The sequence below is a fragment of the Bradyrhizobium pachyrhizi genome (assembly GCF_001189245.1).
Taxonomy (GTDB): domain Bacteria; phylum Pseudomonadota; class Alphaproteobacteria; order Rhizobiales; family Xanthobacteraceae; genus Bradyrhizobium; species Bradyrhizobium pachyrhizi.
Map to the genome: position 1 here is coordinate 67874 of NZ_LFIQ01000120.1, position 3360 is coordinate 71233.

A 3360-nucleotide genomic window follows, 5' to 3' on the forward strand; every position below is an offset into this window, starting at 1 on the left:
CCGTCGGTCGCATGCGCGATCGGCACGGCACCGGCGGCAACTATCGCCGCGCTGCCTGCCGACGAGCCGCAGGTGGTGTAGTCGGTGTTCCAGGGATTGCGCGTGACATAGACCGCGGGATTTTCCGCCGAGCTGCAGACCCCGAACTCCGGCGTCGTGGTGCGGCCGATCAAATTGAGGCCGGCCTTGCGCATCTTCGCGGTCAGGAAGGTGTCCGCCGCGGCGCGATTGCCGCGCATCATCAGCGAGCCCATCTCCTGCAGCCGTCCCTTCAGGGTCGGGCCAAGGTCCTTCATCAGGAAGGGCAGGCCGGCGAACGGGCCGTCGAGGTCGGCGCCGTCGCGCGCCGGATCGGCGATCACGTCGTCGAACAGCTCGACGACGCCGGAGAGCGCGGGATCGACCTTGGCGACGGCGCTGGCTGCCTGCGACGCCAGCTCACGGGGCGTCAGCTCGCCGTTGCGGACGCGCTCCGCGAGCGCCGTCCCGTCGTGCTGCGTCCACTCGTCCCAGCTCATCGCCAAAGTCATTTGATCGATTCCTTTTCTGCTTTGTTGCGCACTGTAATTTGCGCGGCCGCCCGGTCAAACCAGTGCGCGCCGGCAGCCCGTCCGACGCGCGCTTGCGCTCCGACGCGCACTTGCGCTGCGCTCCGACGCGCACTTGCGCTGCGCTGCAAGCGCCGTGCCCGGCTTGAAAATGCCCCAGTTTCGGCGCCCAGTCGCCTCCTCACGAGTGGTGGGGGTGTACATGTTCCGCAGGTTGGTGTTGCTGGGCGGCGTGGTTGCGATCGGGCTTGCGCTCAGCGGTTGCACGCGCTGCGGTCCGATCTGGGACGACTGGATGCAGTCGCCGAAATCCTGCAAGTCAGACCATCTCTAGAGCATGATCCTAAAAAAGTGGAAACCGGTTTTCCGAAAAGATCATGCTCAAACAAAAGGATGATGCGATTCCGTGGAAACGCACCATGATCCAGGGCCGGGCAGGCGCGCTTGGCGGCGGCTTTCTTGGGGTGATATACCGCCGACGAAAATGCAGGGAGTATTCTCATGAGAGTTTTGTGCGCAGTTGCGGTTGCGGTGCTGCTGTCGGCACCGGCCTATGCGCAGATGATGCCGAACGTCAACCTGATGCCTGAGGTCAAGAGCAAGACCCAGGAGGAGAAGGAACAGGACGCGGTCAGGGACAAGGCCTACAAGGACTCGCTCAGCAAGATTCCCGATTCCAAGGGATCGTCCGATCCCTGGGGCGTCGTGCGCAGCGATCCGCCGAAGGCGGCCGCCCATCCTGCCAAGCCGAAGACCAAGACCGGAAGCTCGGCGCAGCCCGGAAGCGCCGCGCCGCGCAGCCAGTAACGCCCATTCGGGGCGACGCCGTCCATCTCCCGCAGACTCGGATTCTCCTGCCGCCGCCCCTATATTGGGGTGTCGTCAGTTGGTCCGGAGTTGCGGCATGGTGTCTCGTCCGCGCGATCTCGCCAGCCGGATGGCCGAGCGGCGAAAGCCGGACGACGGCTATCTGCGCGAGACCTTCAGCCTGCCACGCGATCAGGCCCGCGTGAGGGCGCGTGACTTTCTCAAGCGCTACCCGAAGGCGGCCTATATGAGCGCCGTCGAGAGTTGGCGCGAGCTTCCCGGCGGCGACATCGAGTTCACGATGCGGCGGCTGGCCAGCGCGGATTGAAGCGTTTTCGAGCGAAGCGCGCAGGCCAGCCCGTCAGGGCACCGGAGCGTGCACGATAGACTGTGCCTCAGTCCCCATTGCTGCCGCGGGTCCGTTCCCGCCCCAGATTGTTCAGCTCGCGATCGATCCGCAGCTGCACGCGGCGGATCGCCAGAAGATCGAGCTTCGCTTCGGTCTTGCCCGTGAAGACGCGATCGCCGATCTGGAAGCGCCATTTCCAGACGCCGGCCATCAGCTGAGTGACGCTGAACTCGATGCCCCTGTGGATCATCTGTAACGGTTCCGCGAATGAAGGGCGGTCGTCGACATTTAAACCATTAGTTGTAATAATGATCGGCACCCGTAAAAAGATCGTATGAAAGGCCGCGTCCGTTCGAACTGTCGTTGTGGATTTCGGATAAGGATTCGTCCGCCGGCAGCGTCGCCACGGAACGGTCGCCAGCCGTGTTGCCTGCGCAGCGCCGCGCATCCGCGCTGGTTGAGCAGGCCAATGTTACGAACACTGGCGGAACCCGAGTCTTCCATCGAAGGCTACGGAGTTTTTCCAGGGCTCAGGAGGGGTACGAAGGTAGTATGCAGATTGTGCCAGCCGCTATCGGACGCCGTCGCGCCTGTCAGGTTAACTTGTTGATTATCAGGGGAACTTCGGGCGCGAGGTGCATCGCACGGCCCGGAACTTTGTTCTTGGCCGGAGAACTACGGAATTTTAAACGGCCCCGACAGGGGGCCGCCAACCCGTCCCGGAGGCGGGTTTTCCTCCAGCAGTCGGGGGGCTACCTGTCTGGCTGGGGGCCCCCAAATAAGGGCACTGCCGGGTCAATTGTTCCAGTAAACATTCCGCGAGAACAGATCGCGACCCGCAGGAAGTTATGGGGCAAGAACATCTGAGGGGCCTTCTCGGTAGTCCTACCGAGAACATCGGCTAACCCTTGGTTGCGTCGGGGTTAATGGCAAACCAGGCCACGCCAAAAATTAAAGCGGGCCACTGTGGATGGAAACAGGCCGGCGCCGGTCTGCTGGTGCTGTCCTAGTTAGGACACTCGTCACGGGGAATTAGGACAACCCGGAAAACACCGGACAGACGCGGCTATCGAAATTTGCAATTCCTGCTGGCATTTCCAAAATGAAACAATTCGGAGAACTGTTTTGCCAGCTTGGGCCGAAGAAGAAGAACAGCTCCTGCTACGGATGATGCGCGAAACCGAGCTAACCCAGCGCGAGATCGCGCAGAAGCTAGGCCGCACCGAGGCGGCCGTGAGTGCGCGGCTAACGATAATCAGGAAGCGCCCAGCAGCGGGAACTAAGACCCGTTAAGCATCCGGGAAAGAGTAGCAACTGATTTACTTTTGATTCACCCAAGTTGGTTGACTAACTCCGGCGTTGATTTGATGATCCAAACCCTGGGCAGGGCTGTTTCATTAAGATCGATTTTCAGAGCCCAGAGGGGCCGTCTATTACCGAAAAGCGGCGGTTCGGCGTGAGAATGGAAATATAGAACGGCCCCAGCATTGCCCTCCAAGGGTGCTGGGGCCGTTTCTTTTGGAGCAGGGCGCGGGCGGGTGCTGTCCTAGTTAGGACACTGGCAGAGGGGAATTAGGACACCTGATGCCGGCGCACTTCTCCGACCGCCATGTTGAGAATTGGGATGTGATCGGCGGCGAGCTGTCGCTGAATGAG

The 3360-nt window shown here is 61.7% G+C and carries 5 protein-coding genes; 3 read left to right on the plus strand and 2 right to left on the minus strand.

Annotated elements, in window-relative coordinates:
- Positions 1 to 530, minus strand: a 530-nt coding sequence (locus AKL29_RS46115; RefSeq protein WP_244482645.1) for an amidase family protein, incomplete at its 3' end; no start/stop codon positions are given.
- A gap of 220 nt (positions 531 to 750) precedes the next feature.
- Here AKL29_RS46115 and AKL29_RS37550 point away from each other — a divergent pair.
- From AKL29_RS37550 to AKL29_RS37560, 3 genes are all read left to right on the plus strand, one after another.
- On the plus strand, positions 751 to 882 hold the full coding sequence (locus AKL29_RS37550; RefSeq protein ID WP_050387707.1) for a hypothetical protein: 132 nt from the start codon (positions 751 to 753) through the stop codon (positions 880 to 882).
- Between the two features lie 167 nt (positions 883 to 1049).
- Positions 1050 to 1355, plus strand: a complete 306-nt coding sequence (locus AKL29_RS37555) for a hypothetical protein (RefSeq protein ID WP_028337112.1) — start codon at positions 1050 to 1052, stop codon at positions 1353 to 1355.
- A gap of 97 nt (positions 1356 to 1452) precedes the next feature.
- The gene (locus tag AKL29_RS37560; protein WP_016848527.1) at positions 1453 to 1683 is read left to right on the plus strand and encodes a hypothetical protein; all 231 of its coding nucleotides are present in this window, start codon (positions 1453 to 1455) and stop codon (positions 1681 to 1683) included.
- Between the two features lie 67 nt (positions 1684 to 1750).
- On the opposite strand, the gene AKL29_RS37565 is transcribed toward AKL29_RS37560, so the two are convergent.
- On the minus strand, positions 1751 to 1954 hold the full coding sequence (locus AKL29_RS37565; protein WP_028337111.1) for a hypothetical protein: 204 nt from the start codon (positions 1952 to 1954) through the stop codon (positions 1751 to 1753).
- Positions 1955 to 3360 lie beyond the last annotated feature (1406 nt).

What these genes read in the sequence shown, in the direction of transcription:
- AKL29_RS37565 (WP_028337111.1), bottom strand. Translation starts at nt 1,954, where the DNA reads ATGATCCACAGGGGCATCGAGTTCAGCGTCACTCAGCTGATGGCCGGC.
- AKL29_RS37560 (WP_016848527.1), top strand. Translation starts at nt 1,453, where the DNA reads ATGGTGTCTCGTCCGCGCGATCTCGCCAGCCGGATGGCCGAGCGGCGA.
- AKL29_RS37555 (WP_028337112.1), top strand. Translation starts at nt 1,050, where the DNA reads ATGAGAGTTTTGTGCGCAGTTGCGGTTGCGGTGCTGCTGTCGGCACCG.
- AKL29_RS37550 (WP_050387707.1), top strand. Translation starts at nt 751, where the DNA reads ATGTTCCGCAGGTTGGTGTTGCTGGGCGGCGTGGTTGCGATCGGGCTT.